The organism is Actinomadura fulvescens (genome assembly GCF_039533225.1).
In the GTDB taxonomy this organism is placed as follows: domain Bacteria; phylum Actinomycetota; class Actinomycetes; order Streptosporangiales; family Streptosporangiaceae; genus Spirillospora; species Spirillospora fulvescens.
Genome location: NZ_BAAATD010000016.1, coordinates 73,872 through 99,093 on the forward strand (window position 1 = coordinate 73,872; position 25,222 = coordinate 99,093).

Annotated in this window: 26 protein-coding genes and 1 pseudogene; 12 read left to right on the plus strand and 15 right to left on the minus strand. The window is 68.8% G+C overall.

The window, feature by feature from the left end:
• Positions 1–334: 334 nt before the first annotated feature.
• Positions 335–967 (minus strand): TetR/AcrR family transcriptional regulator, encoded by a 633-nt coding sequence (locus tag ABD333_RS40485; protein WP_344547934.1) that lies wholly within the window; start codon positions 965–967, stop codon positions 335–337.
• A gap of 486 nt (positions 968–1,453) precedes the next feature.
• Here ABD333_RS40485 and ABD333_RS40490 point away from each other — a divergent pair, with 486 nt between their 5' ends.
• The 4 genes from ABD333_RS40490 (at position 1,454) to ABD333_RS40505 (ending at position 6,658) form a co-directional block, all read left to right on the plus strand.
• Positions 1,454–2,158 carry a (Fe-S)-binding protein gene (locus tag ABD333_RS40490; protein ID WP_344547935.1) on the plus strand — a complete coding sequence of 235 codons (705 nt, stop codon included), beginning with the start codon at positions 1,454–1,456 and terminating at the stop codon, positions 2,156–2,158.
• Positions 2,155–3,558 (plus strand): lactate utilization protein B, encoded by a 1,404-nt coding sequence (locus ABD333_RS40495; RefSeq protein WP_344547936.1) that lies wholly within the window; start codon positions 2,155–2,157, stop codon positions 3,556–3,558. The genes ABD333_RS40490 and ABD333_RS40495 overlap by 4 nt, the downstream gene beginning before the upstream one ends.
• Positions 3,555–4,154: a LutC/YkgG family protein gene (locus ABD333_RS40500; RefSeq protein WP_344547937.1), complete on the plus strand. Its 600-nt coding sequence runs from the start codon at positions 3,555–3,557 to the stop codon at positions 4,152–4,154. Before ABD333_RS40495 ends, ABD333_RS40500 begins: the two co-directional genes overlap by 4 nt.
• 338 nt (positions 4,155–4,492) lie before the next feature.
• Entirely contained in the window at positions 4,493–6,658 is a 2,166-nt protein-coding gene (locus tag ABD333_RS40505; protein WP_344547938.1) for a M9 family metallopeptidase, read from the plus strand.
• Between the two features lie 111 nt (positions 6,659–6,769).
• On the opposite strand, the gene ABD333_RS40510 is transcribed toward ABD333_RS40505, so the two are convergent.
• Positions 6,770–7,438, minus strand: a complete 669-nt coding sequence (locus tag ABD333_RS40510) for a GntR family transcriptional regulator (RefSeq protein WP_344547939.1) — start codon at positions 7,436–7,438, stop codon at positions 6,770–6,772.
• A 663-nt stretch (positions 7,439–8,101) separates the two neighbouring features.
• On the opposite strand from ABD333_RS40510, the gene ABD333_RS40515 reads away from it, so the two are divergent.
• Positions 8,102–9,553: an FAD-dependent monooxygenase gene (locus ABD333_RS40515; protein ID WP_344547940.1), complete on the plus strand. Its 1,452-nt coding sequence runs from the start codon at positions 8,102–8,104 to the stop codon at positions 9,551–9,553.
• Between the two features lie 55 nt (positions 9,554–9,608).
• Here ABD333_RS40515 and ABD333_RS40520 read toward each other — a convergent pair whose 3' ends face one another.
• Together ABD333_RS40520 and ABD333_RS40525 are read right to left on the minus strand one after the other, a co-directional pair.
• Positions 9,609–9,779 carry a hypothetical protein gene (locus tag ABD333_RS40520; protein WP_344547941.1) on the minus strand — a complete coding sequence of 57 codons (171 nt, stop codon included), beginning with the start codon at positions 9,777–9,779 and terminating at the stop codon, positions 9,609–9,611.
• A gap of 178 nt (positions 9,780–9,957) precedes the next feature.
• A complete protein-coding gene (locus tag ABD333_RS40525; protein WP_344547942.1) occupies positions 9,958–10,587 on the minus strand; it encodes a TetR/AcrR family transcriptional regulator in 630 nt (209 codons plus the stop codon).
• Between the two features lie 35 nt (positions 10,588–10,622).
• Here ABD333_RS40525 and ABD333_RS40530 point away from each other — a divergent pair, with 35 nt between their 5' ends.
• On the plus strand, positions 10,623–10,949 hold the full coding sequence (locus ABD333_RS40530) for a rhodanese-like domain-containing protein (RefSeq protein WP_344547943.1): 327 nt from the start codon (positions 10,623–10,625) through the stop codon (positions 10,947–10,949).
• 414 nt (positions 10,950–11,363) lie between these two features.
• Here the strand turns inward: ABD333_RS40530 and ABD333_RS40535 are convergent, their stop codons facing one another.
• Together ABD333_RS40535 and ABD333_RS40540 are read right to left on the minus strand one after the other, a co-directional pair.
• Positions 11,364–13,526, minus strand: coding sequence for an MMPL family transporter (locus ABD333_RS40535; protein WP_344547944.1), 2,163 nt, complete (start codon positions 13,524–13,526; stop codon positions 11,364–11,366).
• A gap of 103 nt (positions 13,527–13,629) precedes the next feature.
• A complete protein-coding gene (locus ABD333_RS40540) occupies positions 13,630–14,040 on the minus strand; it encodes a hypothetical protein (protein WP_344547945.1) in 411 nt (136 codons plus the stop codon).
• A 509-nt stretch (positions 14,041–14,549) separates the two neighbouring features.
• Between ABD333_RS40540 and ABD333_RS40545 the strand changes: the two genes are divergently transcribed.
• On the plus strand, positions 14,550–15,443 hold the full coding sequence (locus ABD333_RS40545; RefSeq protein ID WP_344547946.1) for an RNA polymerase sigma-70 factor: 894 nt from the start codon (positions 14,550–14,552) through the stop codon (positions 15,441–15,443).
• 417 nt (positions 15,444–15,860) lie between these two features.
• Positions 15,861–16,085, plus strand: a complete 225-nt coding sequence (locus ABD333_RS40550; RefSeq protein ID WP_344547947.1) for a hypothetical protein — start codon at positions 15,861–15,863, stop codon at positions 16,083–16,085.
• 152 nt (positions 16,086–16,237) lie between these two features.
• Here the strand turns inward: ABD333_RS40550 and ABD333_RS40555 are convergent, their stop codons facing one another.
• The 4 genes and pseudogenes from ABD333_RS40555 to ABD333_RS40570 form a co-directional block, all read right to left on the minus strand.
• Positions 16,238–16,975, minus strand: coding sequence for a phosphotransferase family protein (locus tag ABD333_RS40555; protein WP_344547948.1), 738 nt, complete (start codon positions 16,973–16,975; stop codon positions 16,238–16,240).
• A 397-nt stretch (positions 16,976–17,372) separates the two neighbouring features.
• A complete protein-coding gene (locus ABD333_RS40560; protein ID WP_344547949.1) occupies positions 17,373–17,810 on the minus strand; it encodes a DUF6196 family protein in 438 nt (145 codons plus the stop codon).
• 46 nt (positions 17,811–17,856) lie between these two features.
• Positions 17,857–18,228: an AraC family transcriptional regulator gene (locus tag ABD333_RS40565; protein WP_344548042.1), complete on the minus strand. Its 372-nt coding sequence runs from the start codon at positions 18,226–18,228 to the stop codon at positions 17,857–17,859.
• 136 nt (positions 18,229–18,364) lie between these two features.
• Positions 18,365–18,574: pseudogene (locus ABD333_RS40570) on the minus strand (DJ-1/PfpI family protein); the annotation flags it as partial.
• Positions 18,575–18,636: 62 nt separating this feature from the next.
• Here ABD333_RS40570 and ABD333_RS40575 point away from each other — a divergent pair.
• Positions 18,637–18,879 (plus strand): alpha/beta fold hydrolase, encoded by a 243-nt coding sequence (locus tag ABD333_RS40575; RefSeq protein ID WP_344547950.1) that lies wholly within the window; start codon positions 18,637–18,639, stop codon positions 18,877–18,879.
• Between the two features lie 17 nt (positions 18,880–18,896).
• Here the strand turns inward: ABD333_RS40575 and ABD333_RS40580 are convergent, their stop codons facing one another.
• Together ABD333_RS40580 and ABD333_RS40585 are read right to left on the minus strand one after the other, a co-directional pair.
• On the minus strand, positions 18,897–19,280 hold the full coding sequence (locus ABD333_RS40580) for an STAS domain-containing protein (RefSeq protein ID WP_344547951.1): 384 nt from the start codon (positions 19,278–19,280) through the stop codon (positions 18,897–18,899).
• A 136-nt stretch (positions 19,281–19,416) separates the two neighbouring features.
• The gene (locus ABD333_RS40585) at positions 19,417–19,926 is read right to left on the minus strand and encodes a MarR family winged helix-turn-helix transcriptional regulator (RefSeq protein WP_344547952.1); all 510 of its coding nucleotides are present in this window, start codon (positions 19,924–19,926) and stop codon (positions 19,417–19,419) included.
• 360 nt (positions 19,927–20,286) lie between these two features.
• Between ABD333_RS40585 and ABD333_RS40590 the strand changes: the two genes are divergently transcribed.
• On the plus strand, positions 20,287–20,949 hold the full coding sequence (locus ABD333_RS40590; protein ID WP_344547953.1) for a DUF4097 family beta strand repeat-containing protein: 663 nt from the start codon (positions 20,287–20,289) through the stop codon (positions 20,947–20,949).
• A gap of 50 nt (positions 20,950–20,999) precedes the next feature.
• Positions 21,000–21,236, plus strand: a complete 237-nt coding sequence (locus ABD333_RS40595) for a hypothetical protein (protein ID WP_344547954.1) — start codon at positions 21,000–21,002, stop codon at positions 21,234–21,236.
• Positions 21,237–21,251: 15 nt separating this feature from the next.
• Here the strand turns inward: ABD333_RS40595 and ABD333_RS40600 are convergent, their stop codons facing one another.
• From ABD333_RS40600 to ABD333_RS40610, 3 genes are read right to left on the minus strand one after another with little or no spacing between them, the layout of a single operon-like run.
• A complete protein-coding gene (locus ABD333_RS40600) occupies positions 21,252–22,019 on the minus strand; it encodes an SDR family oxidoreductase (protein ID WP_344547955.1) in 768 nt (255 codons plus the stop codon).
• Positions 22,020–22,058: 39 nt separating this feature from the next.
• Positions 22,059–23,699, minus strand: a complete 1,641-nt coding sequence (locus ABD333_RS40605) for a multicopper oxidase family protein (protein ID WP_344547956.1) — start codon at positions 23,697–23,699, stop codon at positions 22,059–22,061.
• A complete protein-coding gene (locus tag ABD333_RS40610; RefSeq protein WP_344547957.1) occupies positions 23,692–24,060 on the minus strand; it encodes a hypothetical protein in 369 nt (122 codons plus the stop codon). The genes ABD333_RS40605 and ABD333_RS40610 overlap by 8 nt, the downstream gene beginning before the upstream one ends.
• A 222-nt stretch (positions 24,061–24,282) precedes the next feature.
• Here ABD333_RS40610 and ABD333_RS40615 point away from each other — a divergent pair, with 222 nt between their 5' ends.
• Positions 24,283–25,179 (plus strand): LysR family transcriptional regulator, encoded by an 897-nt coding sequence (locus ABD333_RS40615; RefSeq protein ID WP_344547958.1) that lies wholly within the window; start codon positions 24,283–24,285, stop codon positions 25,177–25,179.
• Positions 25,180–25,222 lie beyond the last annotated feature (43 nt).

The following is a 25,222-nucleotide window of genomic DNA, read 5'->3' on the forward strand; positions in this document are numbered from 1 at the left end:
GCCGAAGTGGATGAACATCCTGAACCGGCCGTCCCGCCACCACCCTGTCCGGGAGGACGTGAACGGATCGTCGAACGCGTAGTTCGTGCCAGGACCGGGACCACTCTGACCGTGACGGCCGAGACAGGCGGCGGTGTGGCTGTCAGGCCGCGGCGGCGAGCAGAAGGCCGGACCGGGTGAGACCGCGGAGACGGGACGCGGACATGGGGCACTCCTCATACGTGGGGCGAAGAGACAGGCCAGCGGACGTTGGTCCGGGCCCGCCAGTCCGTCGAGCCGGGCCTCAACCCCAGTCCGCAGCGGCTGCGATCAGCCCCGCCGCGTGCGCCCGGAATCATGACTCCAGGGCAGAGGATTCATCCCAGTCGTCGATACCGACCATGCGGCCGACCATGTGGTGGAGGTGTGCTCGGAAGCGGGCGACGGTCCGGTGGTCGTGGCGGCCGAGCCTCTCGCCTCCGGGTGCGGGGATGCCGCCCTGGACGAAGCTGTGCACGCACCAAACGACGGTCCACAGGCTGAACTCCACGTCGACGCCGGGACCGAAGGCGCCGCCGACCTTCTGCGCGACCAATTGCAACTGGGGTATGGAGTAGATCTTCTCCATATCGGCGATATCGGCGGCGTCGAACAGGCGACGCTGCATCCACAGGGCGGCTGTATACGGGTGGGCCAGGAAGAAGTCCAGATAGCGGTCAAGAAAGCGATGTACGCCGGCGGCGTCGGGCGTGAACTCGGCCACCGCGTCTTCGAGCATCACCTGCTCCTGCGCGCCGGTCTGTTTCATGACCGCAAGGTAGATGTCGCGTTTGCCGCCGATCTCGGCGCGCACCGTCGTAACGCTCACACCTGCGGACTCGGCCACCATCTCCGTCGAGGTCGCGTCGTAGCCCAACTCGGCGAACAGGCCCGTGGCCACCTCGACAAGGCGCTCGAACATCCCCGTCGGCTCGACGTCATCGACCATGCGGCACCCTCCACACTAGGCGTCTCAAGATCCACCGTAGCCAGCGAGCGGGTTCCGAAAGGGAAAGGGCGCTCACAGCGAAAGCAATTCTCCCCCGCACCGCGTCAGCAAAGCCGTCGAACACGGTGCATGGGTGGTCGCATCCGCCGGCCAAATGACGGCGGCGGCGCGTCGACAGACGTGCCACGGGTTCCATGGGCACATTGCGAACGGGAGCGAGGCCGCGCTGTGCGCGGCCTCGTTCACTGTCGTGCTTGTGGCTTGGCTGTGATCTGCCGGGTCAGGCTTCGTACGGCCGGAACTGGAAGCAGGCCATCTACGGTGCGATCATCCTGTTCGCACTGGTCGTCTCCAGGGTGACATCCGGGCAGGCGCAGTGCTCGACCTCGCCGAGCAGGCCGCCGCCGGGCTGAGTGAGGCCGAGCGTTACCAGATGTTCGGTGGGACGGCTCGCCGCGTCTATGGACCAGGGAGGTGAGGGACGCCGTGCGCGTTGCCTTGTTCGTGACGTGTATCAACGACACGTTGTTTCCTGGCACCGGGCGGGCGACCGTGCGGTTGCTGGAGCGGCTCGGCTGCACGGTGGAGTTCCCCGCCGCGCAGACGTGCTGCGGGCAGATGCACTTCAACACCGGCTACCGGGCGGACGCGGAGCCGCTGGCACGCCGCGTGGGCGAGATCTTCGCGGGATATGACGCCGTGGTGGTGCCGTCCGGTTCGTGCGCCGCCATGGTGCGGGAGTGGTATCCGGTGCTGGGCGTCCAGCCGCCGTCGGGGGTGTACGAGCTGTCGGAGTTCCTGGTCGACGTACTGGGTGTTGTGGATGTGGGGGCCTACTTCCCGCACGCCGTGACCTACCACCCGACCTGTCATTCGCTGCGGTCGCTCCGTGTGGGGTCGCGGCCGGAGAAGCTGCTGTCGGCGGTCAGCGGCCTGCGCCTGGTCCCGTTGGGCGATGCTGATGAGTGCTGTGGCTTCGGCGGAACGTTCTCAGTGAAGAACCCGGCCGTCTCCGCCGCCATGTGCACCGACAAGGTACGCCACGTCCTGGACACAGGCGCCGAGGTGCTGTGCGCGGCCGATAACTCCTGCCTGATGCACATCGGCGGGACGATGCGGCGCCAGCGTGCGGGAGTCCGGATCATGCACCTGGCGCAGATCCTCGCCTCGACCGAGGAGGAACCGGCATGAAAGGCACGTTCGTTGGCATGCCCGCCTTCCCGGCGGCGTCCATGCGGGCGGTCGGTGACTCGCAGCTCCGGCACAACCTCCACAAGGCCACCCACACGATCCGGGGCAAGAGGGCCGCTGCCGTGGACGAGCAGCCCGACTGGACGCAGCTGCGCGCGGCTGGCGCGGCCATCAAGAACCGGGTGCTGCGCCACCTGGACCTCTACCTGGAACAGCTCGAAACGGCCGTCGTCAACGCGGGCGGGCACGTGCACTGGGCCGCCGACGCGGCCGAGGCCAACCGGATCGTCACCGCGCTGGTGAAGGCGACCGGCGAGAGCGAGGTCGTCAAGGTCAAGTCGATGGCGACGCAGGAGATCGGGCTGAACGAGGCGCTGGCCGCCGCCGGGATCACCGCCTACGAGACCGACCTCGCCGAGCTGATCGTGCAGCTCGGCGACGACCGGCCGTCCCACATCCTCGTGCCCGCGATCCACCGCAACCGGGCCGAGATCCGCGAGATCTTCCGCCGGGCGATGTCGGAGTGGGGGCGGCCCGCCCCGGCCGACCTCGCGGACGATCCGGCCGAGCTTGCCGAGGCGGCCCGCCTCCATCTGCGGGAACGGTTCCTGTCGGCCAAGGTCGGCATCTCGGGCGCCAACTTCGCCGTCGCCGAGACCGGGACGCTGGTCGTGCTGGAGTCCGAGGGCAACGGACGCATGTGCCTGACCCTCCCGGAAACGCTCATCTCGGTCGTCGGTATCGAGAAGCTCGTGCCGACCTGGCGGGACCTCGAAGTCTTCATGCAGACCCTGCCCCGTTCGTCCACGGGCGAGCGCATGAACCCCTACACCTCGACGTGGACGGGAGCCGCCGAGGGCCAGGAGTTCCATCTCGTCCTGCTCGACAACGGCCGCACCGACGTCCTCGCCGACCAGGTCGGACGCCAAGCGCTGCGCTGCATCCGCTGCTCGGCATGCCTGAACGTGTGCCCGGTGTACGAGCGGACCGGGGGCCACGCCTACGGGTCGGTCTACCCCGGGCCTATCGGAGCGATCCTCACGCCGCAACTGCGCGGCATGTCCTCCGCACTGGACGAGTCGCTGCCGTACGCCTCGACGTTGTGCGGCGCGTGCTACGACGTCTGCCCCGTCGAGATCAACATCCCCGAGGTGCTGCTCGACCTGCGCGCCAAGGTCGCCGCGTCCGGAGGTCACAAGGCGGAGAGGCTCGTGATGGCGGCGGCCCGGCGCGTCTTCGAGTCGCCCCCGATGCTCGCCCGCGCCCAGCGCACGGCGGGCCGTTTCCGGAGGCTCACGCCCCGGCGCCTACCCGGCCCCCTGGCGGCCTGGACCGATACGCGGGACGTGCCCGCGCCGCCGCCCGAGTCGTTCCGCGAGTGGTGGGAGCGCAACCGATGAGCACCCGCGAGCAGATCCTTGCGAAGATACGGGCCGCGCTGGCCGACGTGCCTTCCGGTGAACGCCCCGAGGACGTGGCCGTTCCCCGCGACTACCAGCGCACTCGCAACGGTCCCGGCATCGTCGACCTGCTGATCGACCGCCTGGAGGACTACAAGGCGATCGTGCACACCGAGACCCCGGTCGCCGACCTGCTGTCACGCCGGGACGGCCGCATCGTCGTGCCGCCGGGCGTTCCCGCGGACTGGCTCACCGGCATCGAGACCGTCGGAGACGACCCGCCCCTGTCGGCCGCCGAACTGGACGCGCTCGACGGGGTCGTGACCGGCTGCGCGGTGGCGATCGCCGAGACCGGCACCATCATCCTGGACGGCTCGCCCGATCAGGGCCGCCGCGCGCTGACCCTCGTCCCGGATCACCACCTGTGCGTCGTCCGCCGCGACCAGATCGTCCGCACGGTCCCCGAGGCCCTCGAACGGCTCGACCCGGCGCGGCCGCTCACCTGGATCAGCGGTCCGTCGGCCACCAGCGACATCGAGCTGAACCGGGTCGAGGGCGTGCACGGCCCCCGCACCCTGGAGGTCGTCATCCTCTGAGGTGGCGCTCGGCGGCGGGGCGGGGTGCTTGTACACCCGCGGCTACGCCGCCCGCCTCATCACCCCAGCCGAAGCCCATGCGATCGGTGGTCGCCCCAGCGCGGAACCGACGCACGTCCAGCGAACCGGGTGGGATTCAGACCTCTGATTCGCCGCACTACCTGCGGAACCACCCGCTGTGTGGTGAGCCGCGGTCCGGACGGCCGTCGTGCGGTTCGCTTCGCCGCAAACTGGGCCTTGCCTCCTAGTGTTACATGTGCAATTTTACATGGCACACGTCCGATGGGTTGACCGAGATTCGGGGGCCGGTCCGCCCTCTCCCACCCCCGGAGTGGCACATGCGAAGATCGCTCTTGCCTCCCGCCCTGATGGCCCTCGTCGCGGCACTGATCGCGGTGCCGGGTCCGGCGGAGGCCGCACCACCGTCTCCCCGTCCCAACCCGGCGGCCGCGCCGCCTGTGGGCGCCAAGGACGCGTCTCCGCCCCATCTGCACGAGAAGACGCCCGTCAAGAACCGCCCGCCACTGCCCGCGCCGACCGACCACGGGCAACCCAAGACGAAAGCGGCGGCAGCCGCCTGCGACATCTCCGTCTTCACCCGCAACACCGGTGCCGCGCTGGTCAACGCGGTCAGGAACGCGGATATCAGCTGCATCAGCGACCTGTACAACGTGCGGGGAGACAACGCGCGCCTGGCCCTGAACGAGTCGCAGATGGTGACGGTGGCCAACGCCTTCGCCGGCACCGCGCGGTCCTACACCGGCGACAACAGCCAGCGCATAGAGCAGCTTCTCTACTTCCTGCGCGCCGGCTACTTCGTGGAGTACTACTACCCCGACGAGACCGGCTCCTACGGCGCCAACCTGGCGGCGGCTACCCGTAGCGGCATCGACGCGTTCTTCGCCAGCAGCGGCTCGGTTGCCACCACCGAGGCCCACGGGAAGATCCTGCTTGAGGCCGTCACGCTGATCGACAGCGCCGCGGAGAACATCCGCTATCTCTACGTGGTCAAGCGGCTGCTGGACAACTACCGCACCAGCTACGGCTACAACATGCAGTGGGGCGTGAACGCCGCCTTCACCGTCACGTTCCGCGGGCACTACGTCAGCGGCTTCGGCGCCGCCGCGCAGAGCGCCGGTATCCCGGCCACGCTCTACAACTTCGCCGTGCGCAACTTCGGCCAGCTCAACACCGAGTACAGCACCCTGGTCGGCAACGCGGGCTCCGAGCTGAGCCGGTTCCTGCAGTACGAGCCGCAGCGCACCGCCATCCGGCCGCAGGTGCGCGATCTGCTGAGCCGCAGCTCCATGACCGGTCCGACCGCGACGCTGTGGGTGTGGACCGCGGAACGCGCCAACTACTACGACCAGGACAACTGCTCGTACTACGGCACCTGTAACCTGCCCGAGCGGCTGAACAGTTCCGTGCTGCGGATCCGTCACACCTGCAGTTCGAGCCTCAGGATCGCGGCTCAGGACCTGACCTCGTCCCAGCTGAGTTCGACCTGCTCAAGCCTGGCCAACCAGGACGCCTACTTCCACAACGTCGCCAAGGACAGTGGTCCGGTCGCGAACGACTACAACACCTTGCTCGAAGTGGTGGTCTTCAACTCCGACTACGACTACAAGCTCTACGCCGGAGCGATGTTCGGCATCGACACCAACAACGGCGGCATGTACCTCGAAGGCAACCCCGCGGTGGTCGGCAACCTGCCCCGCTTCATCGCCTTCGAGCGTGGTACGGAGATCTGGAACCTCAACCACGAGTACACCCACTACCTCGACGGCCGGTACAACACCTGGGGTCCCTTCTCGGAAAGCCAGAAGACCCCGGTCGTCTGGTGGACCGAAGGCGTCGCCGAGTACATCTCCTACCACTACCGCGGCGTTCCCTACAGCGCCGCGCTCGCGGCGGCCGGCAGGCGCACCTATTCGCTGAGCACGTTGTTCGACACGACGTACGAGAACAGCGACACCGCCCGCATCTACCAGTGGGGCTACCTGGCGTCCCGGTTCATGATCGAGCGGCGCTGGAACGACACCGCGCGGATTCTGGCGTACTACCGGACGGGCAACTGGAACGCCGCCCGCACCTACGTGAAGTCGCTCAACCTCGACACCGAGTTCTACAACTGGCTCGGCACGCTCGGCAGCAGCGGCGGAGAGCTGCCCACCTGCAGCGGATCAACCTGGGTCATGGGCAAGAACTGCCAGCGCGGCGGGCTCGCGGCCGGCACCGGTGGATCGCAGGCCTTCACCATCTACATTCCCGCCGGGACCACGAGGCTGACCGTCAAGGCCAAGGGCGGCACCGGCGACGCCAACATCTACTTCCACGACAGCACCTGGGCCACCAACACCACCTACACCCAGTACTCCAACGCCAGCGGCAACGCCGACACGGTGACCGTGACCGGCTCCGGGCTGAGCCAGAACAACTACAACTACATCACCCTCTACGGGTACAGCGCCTTCTCGGGCGTAACCCTCAGCACCGAGTATTGAATCCGGTGACGCATCTTTCTCCCCGGCGGTACCGCCGGGGAGAAAGGGCATGGACCTGTCCCGGCCTCCGGCATCAGCCGGAGCCGCACCGGACGGCTCGCCCCGGGAGTCTCACTCCGGGCGGTCGGCCCAGATGCCCCTGACGTGGTCGAGATGGTGGCGCATGAGGGACGCGGCGTCGTCGGCTCGGCCGGCGGCCACCGCGTCGAGGAGGGCCAGATGCTCACGGGCCGAGTCGGCGAGCACGCCCTGCTCGGCCAGCCGGGACACGCCGTAGAGGCGTGCCCGGTACCGCAGGTCGCGGACCACGCCGAGCAGATGCGCGTTGCCGGCCAGTGCCAGCAGCTCCAGGTGGAACGCCTGGTCGGCTTCGATGTAGGCCAGGACGTCGCCGTCCTCGGCGGCCCTGACGATGGCATCGGCCACCGGCCGCAACGCCACGACGCGCTCGGCCGGAACCGTCGCCGCGATCTTCGCGACGGTGGGCACCTCGATCAGACCGCGCAGCTCGTTGATCTCGTCCAGGTCCCGTTCGGAGAGCTCGGCCACGCGGAAGCCCTTGTAGCGCACGGCCGTGATCAGGCCCTCTTTGGCCAGGTCGAGCATGGCCTCGCGGACGGGCGTGGCCGAGATGCCGAAGCGTTCGGCCAGCGCGGGCGCCGAGTAGATGACGCCCGGGCGCATCTCGCCGGCGACCAGCGCCGCCCGCAGCGCCTCGGCCACTTTCTCCCGGATGTTCTGGCGCGTGCCGAAATCCGGGAGATTCAACGGTTCCGACATCGACGACCCGTTCTTCCCAAGCCCGTTGTTCCCAAGCCCGTTCCGCCCCGGCAGCAGAGTGTCACATGACGGTGGGCTGTGCCACCTCAGGGTAGTGGCACGCCACGCCACGCCACCTGCCGTCCGGCCGCGACGTATCCGCTGCGCCTGGCCGCCGGAGAACTGGTGTGGGTGGGTTTCGTTACCACTCCGAGATCGACGTGCTGCGGCGCAGGTCCGACAGGGCCTCACGACGGCCGGGGTCCCGACCGAGCTGCTCGCCGCCGACGACTCTTGAGGCGAACGGGCGAAGTCGGTGAGCTGGTCGCCAAGGTCTCGGGCGGGCGATGCCGCCTTGCTTGGCGAGATCCCAAGACAGCGACGTAGAGCTTGGCGTGGATCGGCGGGCGGGGCCAGGCGCGTCGGCTCCGTGGCCGGGAGGATGATCGCCGGTCAGCGGGTCTGCGTTGGCTACAGCCGTGTTGAGGGCTGCGCACGCGGCGTGGCCCTGGCGACGCGCTGGTGGATATGGACGGCCGCTGGCTCGGCACGTTCCGCCGGTGCCCTGCAGCACACCAACATTCGTTGGCCAACAGGCGTTGACAGGCCTGGGGTGGAGATCTAGCGTTCTGCCTACAGGCGTTTGCCAACAGTCGTTGGCAAAGGGTTCAGGAGGTTGTCGTCATGAATGCCGCGGATGTACTGGTGGTGGGAGCGGGTCCGACCGGGTTGCTGCTGGCGGGTGACCTGGCCGAGGCGGGACTGGCGGTCACGCTGGTCGAACGGCGGGCGCACAAGGTCAGCAACCTTTCACGGGCGCTGGTCATGCACGCCCGGGCGCTGGAGCAGTTCGACGCGCGGGGCATCGCGGACGAGGTCGTCGCGGGTGGGCACCCGGTGAACCGGCTGCAGTTGTTCCAGGCGGCCCGGCTCGACCCCTCGCGGCTGCCCAGCCGATTTCCGTTCGTGCTGTTCACCCCGCAGTATGAGGTGGAGAAGGTGCTGGAGCGGAGGGCGCGCGAGGCCGGCGTCACCTTCGTGTACGAGACCACGGTGGTCGCGATCGAGCAGGACGCGGACGGCGTGGAGGCGCGTACGGAGGACCCCTCGGTCACGTTCCGCGCCAAGTACCTGGTCGGTACCGACGGGGTGCACAGCTCAGTGCGGGAGGCCGTCGGCCTGCCGTTCCCCGGCAAGTCGATCCTCACGTCGCTGATCCTGGCCGACGTCAAGCTCGCGCGGCGTCCGGAGCGGCCGTTCAGCGTGAACGCGGTACCGGAGGGCTTCTGCCTGCTCACCGAGATGGGCGACGACTACTACCGGATCACCGGCTGGAACCGTCACCACCAGCTTCCCGACGACGCGCCGCTGGAGGAGGACGAGCTCAAGGAACTGCTGCGGCTCAACTTCGGCACCGACTACGGCATGTACGACGTCCGGTGGAAGTCCCGGTTCCACAGCGACGAGCGGCAAGCGCCGGCGTACCGGGTGGGCCGGGTCTTCCTTGCGGGCGACGCGGCGCACGTTCACTCCCCGGCCGGTGCCATGGGCATGAACACCGGGTTGCAGGATGCCGCCAACCTCGGCTGGAAGCTGGTCGCGGTGCTGCGCGACGGCGCCGACGAGGCGCTGCTGGACACCTATCAGGTGGAACGGCACGCGGTAGGCAAACTGGTGTTGCGGATGAGCGGCACGATGGTCCGCGCCGCGATTCTGCACGGCAGGTCCGTCAGACTGCTGCGCACTGTGGCCGGCACGATGGTGAGCCATGTGCGTCCCGTGGCCCACCGGGCAGCGCTCATGGTCTCCGGTATCGGCATCAGGTACCGCGCCGAGAGCGGTGCGCACCGGATCGTCGGGCGCCGTGCCCCCGACGCCAGGCTCGCTGAGGGACGCCTGTACGAACTGCTGCGCGGCGGCCGGTTCGTTCTGATCGCCCCGGAAGCCGCCCCGGAAGCCGCTGCGGACATCGACCTGCCAAGCCACATCGTCATCGCCCGCCGGACCGACCGCGAGCAGACCATCGCCCTGGTGCGGCCTGACGGTTACTACGCCTGGGCAAGCAAGGACCCGGTCGACACCGCCACGCTGCGCAAGGCGCTCACCCGCTGGGCGGGCCGCCTCGACAAGGTCTGACGGCGGGTGGTGTGACGGCGGACGCAGCCAGCCCTGCACCTCTCGGCCCGGCCTCTCACAGCCCCGAAGAGACTCGGCCGTGGATCAGATCGCGCCACCACCGCGAGAGCCGCGACCTGCTGCTGACCGTGGTGTGGTCGTAGTCAGCCGGTGACCGCGGCACCGACTCGGTCGGTGGCGCCGAGACGACCTCCGCCGTGAGGATGTCCGTCTTCCGTGGCGTCATGGCCGAGCCCCTTCGGCGGTCGATGGTGCTGCTCAAAGCCGCATGCCCGACATATCCGGTCGAGGGTCGCAGAACGTGGGGCGTGTTGGCCGAACGCTGAGATGTTGGACCTGGGCCGGTCAGTGGCGTGTCGTCAAGGCCGGGCGGGAGAGGTGTGGTTGGTGGCGGGATTGTTGTCTTACGGGTTGGGGGGTTGCAGTGCTGAGTGGGCGAGGTGGATGAGGCCGGCTCGTATCCGTTGTTCGCCGAGTTCGGGCAGGAGTGCGGCTAGGTGTTCGGCGGCCAGGGCGGCGAGCAGGGCGTGGGCGGTGTGTTCGGGGTCGGGTGTGGTGTCCAGCAGGATCGCTGTGTGGCGGTGCCAGAACCGGTAGGCGCCGATCCGGTAGCGGGCGCCGGGTGTCGCGGTCTCTGACATCCGGATCAGGGCCAGGTGCTCCTGCAGGTAGTCGAGGTAGGCGTTGATGAACGCCGCGAGGCGTTCACTGGCCGGTGCGCCCGGGCCAAGGGGTGGCGGTCCGTGCAGGATCGCCTCCTGCAGCACGCGTTCTCGGGCGTCCAGGAGTGCGGCGGCCAGCCCGGACTTGTCGCCGAAGCGGCGAAACAGCGTGCCCTTGCCGACGCCGGCCGCCGTCGCGACCTGGTCCATGGATACCGCTTCGACGCCGTGTTCGGCGAAGAGTCTGGCTGCGGCCTCCAGGACGGCAGCGCGGTTACGGGCCGCGTCCGCTCGTTCCTTGGGCGGCGGGGTGCGCAGCAGTTCCAACGGCGTTGCGGAACCGGACTGCAGTCCGTTATCGTCGTGAGCCACAACCGGACTATAGTCCATTTCTGGAAGGTAGTGGCATGACCGCACTCATCACCCGCGACGAGCTGAAGGCAGCGATCCAAGCGGGCACCGTCACCGTCCTGGACGCCCTGGGCGGCGAGTACTACGCCAAGCAGCACCTGCCCGGCGCCCTTGAGCTGGTACTGGCCGACGTCAACGACCAGGCGTCCACCCTGCTCCCTGACCGCGACGCCACGATCGTCACCTACTGCTCCAACCCGGCATGCCCCAACAGCGGCCAGGTCGCCGACCGGCTCACCGCTCTTGGCTACACCAACGTCCGCAAATACCGCGAGGGCATCCAGGACTGGGTAGAGGCCGGCCTCCCCACCGAGTCCGCCTGACTTCCGCCGGGGGTGAAGCCGAACTGCTTGCCGAGGCGCTCGGCGAACCATTTGGCGAAGGAGGCCGAGCCCGGCTGGCAGGAATGGCTACCGTTTTTGGAACGCTGTGCCTTGCCGCTGCTGTCCTCGACGACCTGCCGGGCGACCTGCGGGGCGCTCTTGTAACGGTCGTCCAGGACGGTGGGCTTGAAACCGGCCAGGTTCGTGCGGAGTTGCTTCCAGGTGTCCTTGGCGCCCATGGCGGTCACCCGGATGACCACCCGACACCACGTTGCCGCGTTCCTTCTGGCAGACCTGCCGGTCGAGGTGTTGGGGGCGGACTCGCTCAGACCGGGTGATGCGCGTGCGACCTGGCCGACGCCTTCGGCGGTGAAGGGCAGGGGGCTCAGCTCTTGGGCTGAGCCCCCTGCGTGGTTATGAGCGTTCTAGTTCCAGTTTGGGGAGCATGCGGGCTACGGGGGTGGGGAGCCACCAGGCTCGGCTGCCCATGAGTTCCATGGCGGCGGGGACGATGAGGCAGCGGATGATGACGGCGTCTACGAAGATCGCTACCGCCATGCCGAAGCCCGTCTGCTGGAGGAGGCGTTCGGGGCTGAGCATGAAGGCGCCGAAGATGGCGATCATGATCGCGGCGGCGGCGGTGATGACGGAGCCGGTGTGGGCCAGGCCTTCGCGTACGGCGTGGGAGGGGTCCTTGGAACGGGTCCACTCCTCGTGGATACGGGAGATCAGGAAGATCTCGTAGTCCATGGAGAGGCCGAAGACGATGGCGAAGACCATGACGGGGAGGTAGGCCTCGATCGGGCCTGACTCGACGCCGAACCAGCCGTCCTGGAAGACCAGCGTCATGGCGCCGAGGGCGGCGCCGATGCTGAGGAGGTTGAGGATGGCGGCCTTGAGGGGGACGAGGATCGAGCGGAAGACCGCCATGAGCAGGAGGATCGAGAGGCCGACGACGATCGCCATGAAGAGAGGAAGGCGTTCGGAGACCTTGGCGGCGTAGTCTTCGGCGGCCGCTGTGGCGCCGCCGACCAGGTATTGGGCGTCGTGTCGTGCGGAGAGTTCGGGCAGGACGTCGTCGCGGAGGGTGCCGACCAGGTCGGAGGTCGCCTTCTCCTGCGGGGCGGAGGCGGGAAAGACGAGGATCGTGGCGGCCTTGCCGTCAGGCGTGGGCATCGGGGGCGCGACGGTTCGGATGCCCGGGGTGCTGCTCAGGGATTGAGCGGCCGCGGCGGCGGCTGGGACGTTGTCGGTCACGAGCAGGAGCGGGCCGTTGAAGCCGGGGCCGAAGCCCTCGGAGAGCAGGTCGTAGGCCTGGCGGCTGGTGGTGTCGGGGGCGTCGCTGCCCGCGTCGGAGAAGCCGAGGCGCATGCTCAGGGCCGGGAAGACCAGGGCGCCCAGGAGGACCCCGGCGGTGACGAGGGCGGCCAGCGGGCGTCGCTGGACCACGGCGGCGAGGCGACGCCAGGTGGTGCCTTCGGGGGCCTTTCCCTTGGCCTGGCGTCGTTCGGCCCGGGTTGTGAACTGGCGGGCGAAGCGGCGGCCGAAGATGCCCAGCAACGCGGGCAGGAGGGTGAGGGCGGCCAGCATGGTGACCAGGACGGTGAGGGCGACCGACAGTGCCATGCCCTGGAGTGAACCGAGGCCGAGCGCGACGAGGCCGAGCAGGGCGATGATCACGGTGCAGCCGGCGAAGAAGACCGAACGGCCGGCGGCGTCCAGCGCGTTCACGGTGGCCTGCTCGGGGGCTGCGCCGCGGACGAGTTCGGCGCGGTAGCGGGCGAAGATGAGCAGGGCGTAGTCGATGCCCACGCCGAGACCGACCAGGATCATCACCGGCGGCGTCCACTCGGCGATCGTGAAGACGTGCGACGCGGCGATGATCACGCCGACCGTGGAGCCGACGGCGAACAGGGCGATGATGATGGGCAGCCCGGCGGCGATGACCGTGCCGAACATCAGGACGAGGATGACCAGCGCGGCCAGCAGGCCGATGCCCTCGGCGGAGCCGGTGCCGCCCTCGCCGAGCACCCGGGCGGCGTCGCCGCCCAGTTCGGCCTGGAGGCCACCGCCCTCGGCCTTCTTGGCGGTGTCGAGGATGCGCTGGGTGTCGTCTTTCGGCATGTCGTCGGAGGCGACTTCGAGCACCACGGTGGCGAAGCCGATCGTGCCGTCCTTGGAGATGGCGCCCTGGTCGTCGTACGGGCTGCGGACCTGGCCGACCTCGGGCAGCGTTGACACCTCGGCGAGCATGGCCTTCACACGCTGCTGGACGGCGGGATCGCGCAGGCCGGTGTCGCGGTGCAGGACGATCTCGACGGTGTCCCCGGCTCGGGCGGCGCCGTGCTCCGACAGCAGGTCGGCCGCCCGCTGCGACTCGGTGCCGGGCAGGGAGAAGTCGTTGCGGTAGCCGTCGCCGGTGAACGACGCGACGCCCCAGACGCCGCCCAGGACCGCGACCCAGAGGATGAGGGCGAGCCATCTGCGGCGGTGGGCGAATCCCGCGAGGCGGGCGAACGCCCCCTGCTTGGAGGGCGGCCGGGCGTCTTCTTGGTGGTTCGTTTCGGTGAGCGTCATGTTCCTTTTCCGGAGGGTCTTAGGGCCTGCCTCAAGTCGGCGTCGCTGGCCAGGCCGGGCAGCCGGCTCAGCGACGCGTCCTTGATCGCAACGGCGTGGGTCGTCAGGCGTGCGCCGACCACACCCGCGTCACCAGGACGGCGCCCCCACCGAACAGCGCGACGCCGAGCGGGACGTGGACGGCGACGTTGCCGTTGGTGCCGACTGCGAACTGGAGGCTGGTCAACACGAGCAGCAGCGCACTGAAGCCCAGGTACCGCGCTGATCCGCGGCCCACCCGCCACACCAGCACCGCGGCGATGATCTGGAGGAGCAGCGAGATCGTGACGAGGCTGCCCATGACCTCGTGCAGCCCGCGTCCGTCCTCGTTGGACAGCAGTTGCCCGGCGGTGATCCCCTGCACCAGCATCGTGACGGCCACGAACACCGAGGTCGCCTTCATCAGGCCGAAGAACCGCGGCGGCGCGGCCCGGTGCGAGTGAGCGGGGGAGGGCAGGTCGATCGGTGATGACATGGGATCGCTCCTTGATGATGGTTTTCGGTGACGAGGTCACCGGTGTTGGTTCGGGCGAGGCGATGACCGCCGTGTCAGGAACGCGGTGGCGAGCAGCAGGCCGTGCGGTGATCGGTGCGGGCCACCTACCGGGGACGGCGTTCGCCGGTGGTGCCCAGTGACGATTCAGGCTGCGCCGGCGCGGCTGTGATTCTCACGCGGGTGCCCATGGGTGTTGGAGCGGCACGGCCACGCTCGGAAACGTGCAGTTCATAGCGACGCGCCGCCCAACGGATGAAGCAAGTCGCGGTCGACGTGGGTATGGGCATGGCGAGACCTTCCCCCGGCTCGTGATGTCGCGTGCCGCCCGGTTTGTTCGCGCGACGTCCTGACGTACACGAGACGACGGCGCCCATAGCCCCATAACAGCGTGGCTATGTGACATAGGTCATCGACCGGGCGTGTTACGCAACGGTGGGAGCCGGCGTCTAGTGCGCATGGGGACCAAGAACCAACATGCAGGAGCGGGTATGAGCGCCCACAGCGAACCAACGACGGCCACCGAGGCGTTCATGGCCCACCGCAACCTGCTGTTCACCGTCGCCTACGAGATGCTCGGTTCGGCCGCCGACGCCGAGGACCTCCTGCAGGAGACCTGGCTGCGATGGCTGGGCGTCGATCTGGCGAACGTACGGGACGAGCGCGCCTATCTGGTGCGCATCATCACCCGGCTGGCGCTGGACCGGTTGCGCGCGCTCGGCCGGCGCAAGGAGTCCTATGTCGGGTCGTGGTTGCCCGAGCCGCTGCTGACCGCGCCGGACGTGGCCGAGGACGTCGAACTGGCCGACAGCATCTCCATGGCGATGCTGCTGGTACTGGAGACGCTCGCGCCGATCGAACGGGCGGTGTTCGTGCTGCGTGAGGTGTTCGACCTGGACTATGACGAGATCGCCGAGGCGGTCGGCAAGAGCCCGGCGGCCGTACGCCAGACCGCCTACCGGGCCCGGGCGCACGTCGCCGCCCGCCGACCGCGCGGCACCGTCACCCCGGCCGAGAACCGAGCCGCCCTCAAGGCCTTCCAGCAAGCGGTCGAAACCGGCGAACTGCAATGCCTGCTCGACATTCTCGCGCCCGACGTCGTCGCCATGGGCGACGGCGGCGGGATCAAGCACACCCTGCCGCAGCCCCTCGTGGGAGCCGACAAGGTGGCCCGCCTGCTGGCCCGCTGGTGGACGCACGATGCCGAACGATCGGTCGAGCTGGTGCAGATCAACGGTCGCCCCGGACTGCTCATCCGCGTCAACGGGAAGATCGACGGCGCGATGGCGGTGCGGATCGACAACGGCCTCATCACCGGCCTGTACGGCGTGCGCAATCCCGAGAAGCTCTCAGGTGTAGAACGGGAGACCGCCGTAAGCCGCTGAAGCCCACAACGACTGCAACCCGTGGGTGTGTACGGCCATCTGGGTCTATGCCGACGCCCGTGCGTCGTGCCGATTCCGAAAACGCGTTGATCACAGCACGGGCCTGCGCGGCGGGCACCCGGTCCAGATTGGCGACGTGCCCGGGGCATCCCGACCGTCGTCGGCTCTATGTCAGAAGCCGGTGGTGCAGTTCGGTGCGCAGGATGCCTTGGAAGACGCCGTCGTGATCGGGACTCATGAGTGTGGCCTTGACGCCGGCAGTCGTTGCAGCGCCGCCTCCAGGTAGGTGGCGAAGTGCTTGACGCCGTTGACCATGATGCTGTCTTTGCTGTGCCCGGCCTTGCTTCGGTCGCTGGGGTGGAGTCGACGGCTGACGATGCCTACGCTCGGTGCAAAGACGTGTGAGGGGTGCCTAGCGTGGATCTTCTGCAGCTCGTCGGCATCGTCATCCTGTTCTTCATCGGTGCCGCTGTTGTCCTCTTTCTCGTGCAGGTCATGCTGGTGATCATCGGTGGCACCGTGGACGGCATCGGATCCTTGATTGTGAAGGTCCTCGGCTCGTCCCGGCCTGCTTCGAGCTATACGGCAGAGGAGTACTTCAACAAGGACCGCAAGGCACGCAAACGAAACCGCGGAACCTAGCGCGAGTGCTGCCGATCCTCGGCCAAGGAGCGCCCCGCGCCCGGGGCTCGATCGGTGGTTCGCCATGGAGGAAACCCCACGCCAGCGACCCTGCCGTACAACCAGAACAGCGGCAGAAGCGCTCTTCAGTGAGCTTGCCAGGCATGTGCGGTTCACAGTTGGGATGTCAGCATGTCGATCTCGCAGCCGGGCGCGGAGGGGTCGAAGCCGTGCTCGATCAGCCAGCGGATCGGCCGCAGGGTGCGCAGCGACCACCATGCGCGGATCACGTCGAGGTCGACGTCGGTGCCGTAGCCTGCGATGACGTCGCTGAGGTGTTCTCGGTGTCCGAGTGTCAAGGTGGCCAGGTCGAACATGGCATCGCCCTGGGCCGCCTCGGACCAGTCGATCACTCCGGTGATCTCGTCACCGTCGGCGAACACATGGGTGACCTGGAGGTCGCCGTGGGTGAACACCGGTGTCCATGGCCGGAGTGCGGCCTCGGCGATCCCGCGGTGGCGCGTGACCACGTCGGCGGGAAGGACGCCGTTGGTGATGAGCCAGTCGCATTCGCCGTCGATGTGCGATGCGACCCGGTCGGGACTGCGACCGGGCCATGGCGGCAGTGGTGCGTCGTGCAGCTTCCGTACGGCGGCGCCCGCTGCGGCCCAGGCCGCCGGCGACGCGGTCGACGGCTCGCCGAGGCGGCCGAGTGCCTTGCCGGAGAGAGCGGCGAGCGTGAGCACGGGCGGTTTCCGCCACAGGACCTGCGGGGTCGGGATCGGCGCCAGGGCCATCGCCTCCACCTCGACGTCGGTACGCGTCTGATCAGCGTCGATCTTCAGGAACACCTCGCCGACGCGCAGGGTCGCGCACTCGTGATGGGCGACGACGACCTCGACCTCTTTCACGTCGACCATTATCGCGGGGGCCGTTCACGACGTCGCCGGGTTTTCTCCCGCGCGACCGCGCGCCCGCCGCCATCTCCCCGTGCGCGAAACACGGAAGCCTAGTCACCGCGAACGGCCGGTGGATCCCCCGGCCGGGACGGGTCGCGTTCGAACGGCGGGCGTTCCGTTGCGGCACCCGAACAGGCGAACTCCCGACCCGGCGGCCGGAACGCCGTTCCTGCGTGTTCCGCTTCCGCCACGCCGAAGAGCTGCTCACCGATGGATGGTCGCCTGTCCGGACGGCTGCGGTGAGCGGCTTCAGCGACGAGGCGCATCTGACGCGTGAGTTCAAGCGGCTCACCGGCCTCACGCCGGCCCTCTTCCACGTCAATGGCTTCACGGGTGTCGCTGAGTCTGGTCAGTGGGCGCGGAGGTCTTCGATGACCTCGGTCACGTCGTCGATCAAGCCGATGGGGCATCCCCAGTAGTCGTAGATGCCGCCACGGGAGCGGTTGCTGCCGCAGACGACGAAGACGCCTGTGCCCAGCCGCGACTTGAGGTGGGTGGCCAGCCAGCCGACGAAGCCGCTGTTGTCCGACCGGTCGGGAAAATGGAAGGAGAAGATACCGAATCGTTCGACGTCGCCGCTCTCTTGGGCGGTGGCCGGAACGAGACAGCTCCAGCTGTCCTGATCACCTACCACGGCCAGCGTGTCGGCTGTGAGCGTCGGCGGGTGGTGGGCCGGGAACTCCCGGAAGCACCAGACTCCCTCATGCCGGACGAAGTCGGCTGCGGCGATCACGCGTCGCAGACGTTCTTCGATCTGCTCTGACGTCTCGATGCTGACGCTGACCATGGGAAATGCTCCAATCGCCTCATGCCCGGATGATCAAACCACGAGGCTATGCCAGCCCGCGGCTGACCGGGGTTGAGAAGTGTCGTGTGCAGGGGCCTACCGGGTTTGGCCGAAGGCTCGCCGGTAGGCGCCGGGCGTGGTGCCGAGGTGCGCTCGGAAGCGGCGGCGCAGGTTGACCGCCGAGGCGCTGGCGGAGCAGCCACTGTCCCGGGCTGGTGCCGAGCTGCTCGGTGAACCGCCGGGCGAGAGTACGGCTCGACAGTCCGGCGCGTTCGGCGAGCCGGGCGACGGTCAGCCGGGCGTCGAGCCGGGAGGCGGCCCACTCCAGCAGCCGCGCCAGTGACTCGTCCGTCCTGGCCGGGATGAGTTGTGCGGCGTACTGGAGTTGGCTGCCTTCCCGGTGTGGCGGCAGCACCATGTTCCGGGCGATCTGGGCGGCGTAGGCCGCGCCGTGGTCGGAACGTACGAGGTGCAGGCACAGGTCGATGCCCGCACCCGGTTCCGGCGCTGGTCGCCACGTCGCCGTGGTCCACGTAGAGCACGTCCTGGTCTACCTGCACCTCGGGGAAGGCAGCGGCGAGCTGGGCGGCTTGGCGCCAGTGGGTGGTGACGCTGCGGCCGTTGAGCAGTCCGGCCTGAGCGAGGGCGAACGCCCCCGTGCAGATGGCGACGATCCTCGCCCCGCGCTGGTGGGCGGATCGCAAGGACTCGGTGACGGTCGGCGGCGCCGGTGCGCCGGCGGGTTGCCGGCTGGGGATGACCACGGTGTCCGCATGACTATCTGGATCCGTGGACCGATCCGCGGGTCTGCCGCTCCTGGCTGGCCTTGGCGGGCGCGGCCGAAAGCCGCTACACCCTTGAGGTCGTTCCCGCGCTGCGGCGGTCCACGACGCCCAAGCTGCTGATCTGGGGCGAGGACGACGACTGCGAGAAGGTGGAGTACGCCGAGAGGTTCGCCATGGAGATCCCGCTGACCACCCTCATGCGCATCCCCGGAGCCGACCACATCCCCACCGAGAACGCCCCCGGCCAGATCGCCAGCGCCCTCACCGACTTCTTCGCGGCGTAAGGGGGCAGTCAAGGTGGTCAGCGGCGGCGGCGTTTGGAGAGCAACTCAACGGCGTCGGCCACCGTGGGTTGTGTTTCCAAGACGGCGGTGTGCTCGTTGTGCTTCCCGGTGCCGGGCATTCGGTGGTCCGGTACGCCCGCGACGATCATGTGTCCGCCCGTCTGGACCACCAGACGTGCACCGTCCAGCAGGACCTCGACGACCTCGGCATCGCATCGCAGCAACCCCTCGACGTCGACCGCCACCAGCGGCTCTCCCTGCAGATGGCCGATCCTGGCGAACCAACGGCGCAGGCGCGGCGCGGTCTCGGCGGTCAGGCTCCCGGTGAGCTTGAGGACGATGCAGTGCTGGGTGAAGTCGATGTCGATCGACAGTGATGAGGTTGCGTCACCTTCACCCACGGAGCCTCCACACCGCACGGTTCAACGAGGACGAGCTCTCGCCCACCTTGTCCAGCGTCATCTTTGCATAGAGCAATGATGCGGGCGGGGCGAGCCGGGTAAGGATCTGTCGGGTCGTCTGTGGACGTCGGGGGCCCTAGGCCCAGCCGAGCGGGGCCGAGTCGGTCACCGGCGGCTCGCCTCCGGCCTCGTTGAACGCGTGCAGCGCCTTCACCAGAGCATGTCGCTGGTCGGCCGGCATCCGGCTGACGACGGCGGCGAGTTCGCGGCGGCGTCGTGCGGTCACATCGTCGACGACGGCACGGCCGGCCTCGGTGAGCCGGATCTGGACCTCCCGGCCGTTGTCCGGACTGGTGCGCCGGTCCACCAGGCCCGCCGCCACAAGGCGGTCGACCATCCGCATCGCCGTCGAGGGATTGACCCCCAGCAGACCGGCGACCGTCACCAGTTTCGTCGGGCCCTGCGAGGAAAGCACTACCAGCGACCGCATCTGCGGCAGGGTGATGGTCTCCTCCACCGCGGCCAGTGAACGCGCCGAGATGGCGATGAGCAGTCGTGACGCCGTCACCATGGCGGAGGTGACCTCATCGATGCCGGCCTCGATGTTTGCGTCGCGCCCGCCAGGGCCGACCGCGTCCTGGGACATGGCCATCTTTCTATCCCGCGCCATGGCGCAGCGCCAAGCCTGCAGCGGCCATCCCTACGGCATGACCGGAGTGCGACTGGTCGCATGCGCTGGTCGAGGGTAAGCGGCGGGGCGCCTGCAATGTGTAGAGATCACCGCCGCTGTTGCGTGGCCACGTGTCGGCGGGTGGTCCTATTGCGTTCACTTTCAGTCCATTGCAATGATCAGTGCGATCGATGTTGCATTAAACTTCAGTACCATGCAACGATATTGAGAATGTGAGCTGCTATATCGTGATTTTGATGCAACGATTAAGTTGCGAGTATTTGGAATGCAACGTAGCGTTTGCGTTGTTCGAAACGACGATGCAAGGAGAGCGCGATGCAGAAGTTCGACACCCCCGGCCCGATCGCCGCCGTGCTGGACATTCCTGCGGGGCGCGTGCGGTTCATCGCCGCCGACCGGGCCGACACCCTGGTCGAGGTCCTGCCCGCCGACGCCTCCAAGGGGCGCGATGTGAAGGTGGCCGAACAGGCGGAAATCGAATTCGTCGACGGTGTCCTGCGGATTGAGGCCTCGGCGAAGAACCGGGTCCTCGGCTCCTCGGGGGCCATCGAGGTGACGGTCCAGTTGCCCGCCGGATCCCACGTCGAGGCCACGGCGGCCAGCGCCGAGTTCCGGGCCGTGGGACGGTTCGGCGACGTCAGGTTCCAGGGGGCGCACGGCTCGATCAAGCTGGACGAGGTCGCCGGCGTCCGCCTTAGCACCGATGCGGGCGATGTCGAGGTGGGCCGCCTCAACGGTCCTGCGGAGGTCAGCACCGGCAAGGGTGACATCCGCATCGCCGAGGCCGTACGCGGGACGGTCGTGCTGCGCACCCAGGCCGGTCAGGTGTCAGTCGGCGCCGCCGCCGGAGTCTCGGCCTCCCTGGACGCCCGCACCTCCCACGGTCGCATCAGTAACGGCCTCAACAACGACGGCGTCGCCGAGCTCGAAATCCACGCGACCACCGCCTACGGCGACATCGTCGCCCGCAGCCTCTGATCAAGCTCACCCAGGACAGCCGGACGCACAGCTGAAGGAGGCGATGACAGGTGCGGAAGACAGTCCTCACGATCTGGAACCTCACCCCGATTCGCCTCGCGGTCCGCCTGGGCGGTACGGGCCTCAATCTCGTCACCACGCGAGAGCTGATCACGGCACTGACCCGCGCTGACCTGGGCCTCGCGCTCATCGCGATCGCCTGGCTCGTCCCCTGGGAGAAGGTGGCCGTCCTGGTCTACCGGCTCATTCGCCGCCGTCGCTTGGTCAACGGCTCCGTCGGCCATTGATCGGCGTACGCCGTGTCAGGGTTGGGCGTCGAGCCACTCCTGGAAGGTGGGACCGGCGAGCTTGGCGTGAGCGCTGGGCAGGAACGCGCCGCTGGCGGCGAGCTCGCCGTCGGGAATGCCGGAGCCGTCGACACCGACCACCGTGATGCCTCGGCGCGCGCCGAGGAGTGTGGCCGCCTCGGCCATGGTCTCCACGCGGGGCCCGGCGATCTCGGGGATCGGTGTTCCGGGAGCGGGCTGGGCGGGCGCGGCGGGGTCGGTGGCCAGGTCGGCCAGTTCCTCGGCCACGGTGCGGCAGGCCACGAGCTGGATGGGCAAATCCGGGATGTAGGCGACATCGCCGTCCTGCCAGTCCAGGAGCTGACCGACGAATTCGTGGAACTGCGCGGCGCGCAGGATGCGGGCGGGCAGCGGGCCCGACAGGTTGTCCTCCTCGTGCACCTGCTGGGCGGCGATGAAGCCGGAGGTGGCCTTGTCGGTGCCGATGATGGATACGACGACGATCTGACCGACTCCCGCCTTCTGGCCTGCCTCGTGCAGGTTGCGGGTCGCCGTACGGAAGAACTCCGTGGCCGCCTCCTGGTCGGAGGCGTGCCACGAGGCGACGTCGATGATGACATCGACCCCGGTGAGGGACTCGGCGAGGCCCTCACCGGTGATGATGTCCACACCGGTGGCCCGGGACATCGGCACGACCTGGTGCCCCCGTTCAGTGAGGACGTCGACGACGTGGCGTCCCAGCCGCCCGGTCGCTCCTGCCACTGCGAATCTGCGGATGCTCATGTTCCATTCCTCCATGGGTGTGAACGGGCTTTCGCGGTGTCAGATGATTTCGAGGTTGGCCATCATTCCCATGTCCTCGTGTTCGGCGTTGTGGCAGTGGAAGAGGTAGCGGCCTCGGTAGCCGTCGAACCGGGTGATGATCTCCACCGATTCGCCCGGTCGCAGGGAGACGGTGTCCTTGAGGCCCGCGTCGTGCGCGAGCGGCGGCCGGCCGCCGCGCGAGAGCACGCGGAAGCCGACCAGGTGCAGGTGGACGGGATGGTGAACGTCGGCGACCAGCCGCCAGATCTCGACATCGCCGAGACGGGTGGTGACGTCGGTGCGCGCGGGGTCGAACGGCTTCCCGTCGATCAGCCATCCGTGGCCGCCGTGCATGCGCCCGGCGCGGAAGGAGATGTCGCGTACCCGGGCGGCGTCCGACCGGCGCCAGGCCGGCAGGTCGTTCGCGAGAACGCGGGGAACGCGGCTGTCGTCGGCGGCCTTGCGTGCGACGCGGAACGCCATCACGTCCCTGGTGCGGCCGGAGCCCAGCCGGTTCACGAGGGTGACGCGGCCGCCGACCGGGACGTCCGAGAAGTCGATGACGACGTCGTAGCGTTCGGCCGGTGCGATCGGCAGGCGCGGATGGGTGACCGGTGCCGCGAGCAGGCCCTGGTCGGCCCCGATCTGAACGAGATCGAGCCGGCGTCCGTCGCCGGTGACCGCTTCGAGCTCGTAGTGGCGGGCGTTGGAGGCGTTCAGGACGCGCAGCCGGTAACGCGCCGCGTCGACCTCGTGGACGGGCCACGGGGCGCCGTTGACCAGGATCACGTCACCGAGGACTCCCGCGAGATAGGGCTCCTGGACACCCGGCTGCTCGCGCAGGTCGGGGTCGAGCGCCGGATAGGTCAGGGTTCCGTCGGCGGCGAACGCCCGGTCGGTGATCATGAGGGGAAGTTCGCGTCGCCCGGCGGGCAGGCCGAGCGCGTCCTCGTCATCGTCGCGAACGATCTGCAGACCGGCGAGGCCGCGCCAGATCGCGGGGGCGGTGAAGTCCATCCGGTGGTCGTGATACCAGAGCAGCGCGGACCGCTGGTCCATCGGGAACGTGTAGTCCCGCGTCAACCTGGTCACCACCGCCCGCGGGTCGTGCATGCCGCTCATGGCATGGCCGCCGTGACCCCCGTGGCCGCCCTGCGCCCTTCGGGCGGCGTCCGGCCAGCCGTCAGGCAGGATGAGGTCGGTCGGGTACCCGTCCGAGGCCGCCGGAGTCCGTCCGCCGTGCAGGTGCACGACGGCCGGCACGGGCAGCTTGTTGCGGTGTGTCACGGTGACCGGACGGCCGCGGCGCGCCTCGATCGTCGGTCCCGGGAAGGTGCCCTCGTACGTCCACAGCGGTGTCTTCACACCGGGCAGGATCTCCGCGGTCGTCGCCCGCTGGGTCATCTCGTACCGGTCGATGCCTCCCGTGGCGCTGACCGGCTTCAGCACGGGCGGGAGCGGCAACGGCACCTGGAACGGGGGCGGCAGCGGCACCTCGCTGCGCAGTTCGGCGCCGGTACTCGCCGGTCGGCGGGCCAGTGCGCGCGCGGTCGTCAACCCGGTGAACGCCACCAGCCCGAGTGCTCCGCCGACGCCCAGGACCTGACGCCTGGCCATTCCACGGGCACGGCCTGACCGTTCGTCCTCGGGCTCACTCATCGTCGGTCTTCTGCTCTGCCACGGTCCGCGGCTCTCGCCCGGGTCGCCGTCCGAGGGGACGGCGCCAGACGTCGGTGAACTGCACGACGAGCGCGGCGATGGTCGCCACACCCAGCGGAAAGTGCAGCCACAGCGCACCTTCCATCCCGGCGAAGTACTGCACCGTCTCGGCCGCCACCAGGGCCGACGTGCCAACGAACGGCCAGACCCGGCGCAGCCGGACCCAGACCACGATCGCCACGATCAGCTGCACGTAGCCGAGGGACGTGGTGACGTTGGCGCCTGCCTCATGCAGGCGCAGCCCGTCGTAGTCGCCGCTCATGAACACGCCGGCGAACACCGGCTGACCGAAGATCGCCACCAAGTGCGCGCTGACGACCGCTCGTAGCGCCCACCCAGAAGGCCTCGTCCGATGCGCGGCATCGGATAGGACCGGCATGGCCGTGTCGGCTGCGGCGACCATGAGGCACCCCCTTGCTCTGTCTCGATTAGCGATGTCCTTCGAGACTATGACCGCAGAGTTATCTCGTCTAAGATCAATATCGCTATGACGCTATGATGTTCGAGGCATGACGAGGGGCCCATGGATCTGAACACGCTCCGGCAGTTCCTCGTGGTCGCGCGGCTGGAGCACCTCAGCCGCGCGGCCGACGAACTCCACATCGCCCAGCCGTCGCTGAGCCGCACCATCGCCCGGCTGGAGACCGAACTCGGCACACCGCTGTTCGACCGGGCCGGGCGGCTCCGGCTGAACGACACCGGGAGACTCTTCCGCGGCTACGTCGAACGCGCCCTCGGCGAGCTCGAAGCGGCCCGGCGGGCCGTCGCCGAGGCCGCCAGCGAGGGCTTCGGCACCGTGCGGCTCGCGTCGGAGACCTTCCTCACCTTCACCGGGCCGCTCGCGGCGTACAAACGGGCCCACCCCGACATCGAGATCGAACTTCACCAGATGCCGGCCGCGGAGATGGCCCGCCACCTCCTGGCCCAGGACGTCGACCTCTGCGTCGCTTCGCAGCCGATCCAGGCCGAGGGACTGGAAGCGGTCCAACTGCTGGACGAGGTGGTGTGGCTGGCCACGCCACTGGATCACCCGCTCGCGAGCCGCACCTCGGTGACCATCGACGAGCTCGCCGGCCAGCACTTCATCGCCGCCCACAAGGGGCACTGGCAACGCCGGCTGCTCGACCGGCTCTTCGCCGCACGAGATCTCACCCCGAAGATCGTCTGCGAGGGGGACGAGCCGAGCGCCATCGCGGAGTTGATCACCGCGGGACTCGGAATCGGTCTCGTGCCCGCCCTCGCCCGCCGCTCGGCCGCGGGCGCCCCCATCGCCTGGATCGCCGTCGACAGTCCCGAGTGCCGTCGCACGCTCACCCTCTACTGGGGCACCGGCAGCCATCTCTCGACCGCCGCCCGCCTGATGCGCACGACGATCACCGGTTGGAACTGGGACACCGACGAGGCACTCGGAAAACGATGACCGACCCCGGGGTGCCGCTGCGGACGGCGGCGCCCCGGGGCGC